This window comes from Caldisericota bacterium (assembly GCA_034717215.1).
Taxonomy (GTDB): domain Bacteria; phylum Caldisericota; class Caldisericia; order Caldisericales; family Caldisericaceae; genus UBA646.
In genome coordinates this window covers 1-4,521 of record JAYELD010000158.1, presented here as the reverse complement: position 1 = coordinate 4,521, position 4,521 = coordinate 1, and the positions used below count along the sequence as shown (strand labels likewise).

Annotated in this window: 7 protein-coding genes; 2 read left to right on the top strand and 5 right to left on the bottom strand. The window is 35.6% G+C overall.

Annotated features, from left to right (window positions below):
• From U9Q18_06550 to U9Q18_06540, 3 genes are all read right to left on the bottom strand, one after another.
• The coding region (locus U9Q18_06550; protein MEA3314017.1) for a hypothetical protein at window positions 1-679 on the bottom strand (679 nt) is incomplete at its 3' end.
• A complete protein-coding gene (locus U9Q18_06545; protein ID MEA3314016.1) occupies window positions 676-879 on the bottom strand; it encodes a hypothetical protein in 204 nt (67 codons plus the stop codon). The genes U9Q18_06545 and U9Q18_06550, both read right to left, overlap by 4 nt.
• 349 nt (window positions 880-1,228) lie before the next feature.
• On the bottom strand, window positions 1,229-1,771 hold the full coding sequence (locus U9Q18_06540; GenBank protein MEA3314015.1) for a hypothetical protein: 543 nt from the start codon (window positions 1,769-1,771) through the stop codon (window positions 1,229-1,231).
• Between the two features lie 451 nt (window positions 1,772-2,222).
• Between U9Q18_06540 and U9Q18_06535 the strand changes: the two genes are divergently transcribed.
• Together U9Q18_06535 and U9Q18_06530 are read left to right on the top strand one after the other, a co-directional pair.
• Window positions 2,223-2,501 carry a hypothetical protein gene (locus U9Q18_06535; protein ID MEA3314014.1) on the top strand — a complete coding sequence of 93 codons (279 nt, stop codon included), beginning with the start codon at window positions 2,223-2,225 and terminating at the stop codon, window positions 2,499-2,501.
• A 47-nt stretch (window positions 2,502-2,548) separates the two neighbouring features.
• The gene (locus U9Q18_06530; protein ID MEA3314013.1) at window positions 2,549-3,004 is read left to right on the top strand and encodes a hypothetical protein; all 456 of its coding nucleotides are present in this window, start codon (window positions 2,549-2,551) and stop codon (window positions 3,002-3,004) included.
• 7 nt (window positions 3,005-3,011) lie between these two features.
• Here U9Q18_06530 and U9Q18_06525 read toward each other — a convergent pair whose 3' ends face one another.
• Both U9Q18_06525 and U9Q18_06520 read right to left on the bottom strand, forming a co-directional pair.
• Window positions 3,012-3,701: a TIGR03936 family radical SAM-associated protein gene (locus U9Q18_06525; GenBank protein MEA3314012.1), complete on the bottom strand. Its 690-nt coding sequence runs from the start codon at window positions 3,699-3,701 to the stop codon at window positions 3,012-3,014.
• A 68-nt stretch (window positions 3,702-3,769) separates the two neighbouring features.
• Window positions 3,770-4,521, bottom strand: a 752-nt coding sequence (locus tag U9Q18_06520) for an integrase core domain-containing protein (protein ID MEA3314011.1), incomplete at its 5' end; no start/stop codon positions are given.

Below are 4,521 nucleotides of genomic sequence, written 5' to 3'. Positions count from 1 at the left end.
TTGTTTCATTATTCACTGAGTTCGAAGGATTTAACCCTATTAGAGAAGTGGTTCCATCTTCCCTGCTAAAAAGTTTCGCGGCAAGAAGAGTGGCAAAAAATGCATAGGGATTATCGTTGCCAAGAAATACAGAAATCTTAAATTCGTTATTCACTCCTAATTTGTGTAGAAGATACGCCAGAACAACAGTGCCAAGATTAGTATTGAGTACCTGTTTTATTCCATAATTCGTGTAGTAATAAAGAAATTCATCAACCCACTTTATGGGGTAATCGTTTGGCTGGCCTACGCCTCCAAAATAACCCGTAATCGTTTCGGCACCGTCTAGGTGTATATTTGAGCCATCAGTTCCTTTTGTGTCAAATGTTTCACACCAGCTCGCCCCTATAATCTTCATAGCAGCAGAAACAGCCAGAAGGTCGTTGTCTGCCTCCTGTTCTTTCATTGCTCTAACCCGAATAAACCTCCCAGGCATCAACTCTTCATACTCAAGCGCATGCTTTGCTTCAGCAATTAAAAACGGAAAATACTGGCAGGCACTAATTTCTAAGGTAACAGCATATTCATCTTTGAATGTAAAAGAATCTACCTTGTCTCCCAGAACTTTTCTTCTAAAGTTTGCAATTGAAATAAATTCCCCGTTATCCCTCTTTTCGGTGAGCCATTCCAAGTCTTTCATGTAACGTGGGTTTTTCCGTTCAATTTTTCAAGTATGTTCTCAAGTTTTCCTGCTTCCCCTGCCTTTCTATTAGCTTCTTCAACCCCACCATACTTTTCTATAACGGTGAACAAATCGTTGATTAATTTGTTATCTGTGTCTAAAAGAAAAGCATTAATTTCATCAAGACGTTTTTCAGAGATTTTTAATTTTTGTCTCAACAGAACCCCTCCTTTTTTGCTAGATTGTACTGCAAATTAATAGTTATGACTTTCTATCCACTTTTTATTTTAACAAACTTTTTGTCAATATCAAATTAAAAATTACTTTCTAATGACAAAGGTGGTAAAAATAATTGTCTCAAACTCCCATTCTGTATGCCAAAAATGGAATAAAAAACTTATCCTTTATTATGTGAAGTATGGTTTATAAAGGTATTTGACAACGATATAACTAATGTCACAACAAAAAGACGCTGTGCGCAACTTCGTTTATTAAGTAAAATAGTAGCAAACAATAAAGAGAGACACACTGAAAAACAGTTAAAGAGCTAAGAAAAAGGTATTAAGTCTATTTATTATGGTTATCTGGATAATGGATAAACAAGCTAACTACACCTGTTGTAATTCCCGTTTTAAACAGAACCGCACCCATTGTGAGTGCTAAATAAAAACCAAGAATAGTGTTCAGGGGCCAGGGTAAATGCAAAAAAGCAGGAATGCCAAATTGAATCCCTCCTTCGGCACTTAAGATATCCCATCCGCTCGCCCAGCAAACAAAAGGAACAAAAATAAATGAAGCCGCCGGAAATGAAGAATAAAGTGACAGGAGAAATGAAGCTTTTAAAGCATTACGTGTTGGCACGCTAGTGCGAAATCTTAAACCAAAAACAAGGCCCCACACAAAGGCCAGAATTACACTAAATACAGGAATTCCCATCCCCCTAGCCATAGCAACACACTCAATAAAATAAACAGCAATAAGAATTACAAAATAGTGAAGAATTCTTTTGGGTTTCCTATCCACTTTATTGAAAAATCTGGCCAGAATAATAGCACAACTAAATCCAATAATGAGATTGGCTATTATCAAAAAATATTCAATTATCTTCACATTTCACTCCTTTTAATCCACTATCCTTTTATTCATTTACTTACTTCAGAATATCCTAACAGCTTTTTCTGTCAATTTAGGAATAGAATTCTTGCAAACTGTCACTTCAAACTTAACAATACTCTATTCATTTTCATTAACTTCTAACAATTTTATTATGTTTTAAAGATAGTTTGCATTTGCAAACTATCTTTAAAAATTTAATATCACATCAAGGAAAAATAGATTTTTTTTGGCGTATGAAATTTTTATGATAAAATAAATAAGGGAAGACAAAATAAGGAGAAAATAGAGTCTTTCATATAAGAAAAAACTTTACGGGGGGTGGAGGTATTTATGACAAATATTAAAAATAAAGGGGCCACAAAAAAATTGGATTCACTTAATCGCCCGCTGGGTAGGTACGATTGTAGGGGCAACCTTTCTGTTCATACTAGTCAGTGAAGGAATTATGGAAACAACCACTGGCAACAATCCACCGGGAATTGAAGGAACTATACTGGCCGTACTAGTTGTTATTGGAATAACAGGTATCGTCATCGCCTGGCGAAAAGAAAAAATTGGCGGTACAATAGTAACAATTGCAGCTATTTCACTGTGCGTGTTTGCATTTGTTGCAGCAGGGCGCATGAAAATTTTTGCAGTACTGGTAGCAGGCGGACCATTCTTGGTGAGTGGTATCCTATTTCTTATAAGCTCTCGAAGTTCCAAAAAAGCGGAAATTCATTAAAATAGCATTGAATGGAATTAAAAATTATTATTTAAGGAGGTGATAGTATGAGTTTGCCTGATAATAGCCAAAAAAGAACTCTTGCAATAAAAACCGTATTTTGGACAGTAGTAGGGGTTTTTGCCACAACAGCAATTATGATCGTGGTTGGAAATAAAATACAATTACACAGAGGGGTTTTTGTTTCTTTTCTCTTCGGTGGCGGTACAGCTCTATTAGTATTAGGCATAGTGTTAATAATTCTCACTCTAAAGAGTGGGATAGGAGGAAAACTCAAAAAGTTTTTAATATTGACAGGAGCTTCTGTCGCTGGTTTTTTCGTCGCTATACTGTTACATAATTTTATTTATGGCTTGTTCGTTCACTTTTATGGAAAAGACTTCTGGAATAGAATAGGTCCGGGGGGAGATGAACCCGTCTTCTTTATTCTGGCAGTTGTTGTATGTCCAATAGGGTTTTTAATTGGCACAATCGGAAGTGCAGTACTTTTTACAAAAAAATAGAAAACGCTTATTCTAAACCAAATGGAGATACGTATTTTCCTTTATACTTGACAACTGTTTTCTTTCTCACTATGTAATCAAAATCCACCGGTATCCCATTCTTGTTCAGGATGTCCTCAATTTCATCAATTTTTATACTCCCCCTGCTAGTAAAATGAGAAGAAAAAAGAAAAACTACACTCGCGTTGTTAATCTCTAATAATTTAATGTCCTTTATAAACGGCCTTACATCTTTTTTAACATTTACCCCTTTTTTCTGCCTCAAAACAACAATGTTCGGCATCTCCAAAATAGCAGAAAGCTTTTTCTCAAGTGCCTCTTCTGAAAACATTTCCTTAAGCTCAGCGTAGATAAAATGCGTTAATATTGCAGGGAGAGAAGTAATAGAAGGAAGATTATCTGGTATTTCATTAATCTGTTTGATATTTATAATGCCGTCAAGTGCTGTATCAAGGAGGGCTTTTATTTTATCTATAGCTACATCTTCGCTCAAATAAAAATCAAAAAATTCATCTTCTCCAAGCATACCAACGCTCAAAGGAAACCCCATCTCTACTTTGACGCGAGAGTTAAATCCTTCTGTAAATTTTAATGGAAGGGATGTTCTCCTCAGTCCGCGAGCAACAGTACGCGTAAAGTCTACATGCCCTAAATAGCAAATGTCTTCTGGCCATTCAAAATTTACTCGTATTCTCATAACCTCATAATACAATGGAAATAGAATATTTCAATTGTGCATGTTCCACTCATTCTAAAAAGATTGCCTCAAACAAGATGCTTCCAGTATTTTCTTTTCATTCCATCGTCAGGTGTCTCAAATGTTGCCCATTCAAATTCTTTATTAATCAAAAAGCGGTGTTCGTCATTGTCCGCATCAATATTTTCCGGACAATATATAATTATACCGTCTTTCTTTGTAACTCGTTCCATTTCACGGTACTCATTCTCTTTATTATCACCAAATACAAAACCTCCCAGCGAGACATCAAAAAAGCCATTGGGAAATGAAATATCAGTTATTAAGCCATCGACAGGGAACACATTTTTCAGTTTTTCCATCTGCGCCTTCTCTTTTAGATAAATTCGTAAATTACCAACTGGCTCTACTGCATAGACTATTCTAGCATATGGAGCAGCAATAAAGGTAAGCTTTCCAGTACCAGCACCTACATCTGCAATAACCTTTTCGCTGAAATCAATCATTGAGGTTAATTCAAACGGATTCCATCGAAAAAAGGGTTGAGCATCATATACGGATGGGTCTATCGCATATGTCAAGAGATTGTATGAGTTACATACATTTGAGACTCCGGATGATATTTTAAGAAAATCTATAGGTGACAAATTATTAATGCCTTTATGGACTCTTTTAGTATTATACCAGATAAGGTAATCGATTAGTTTTGAGTTGAATGCATTAATATCTGTAGCTAATAGATTAAGGTGGTTGTTGATGAATTCTTCCTGTAGTGTTCTGTTTGATCTTTCTACGTATCCATTGATCCTCGGACATCTTG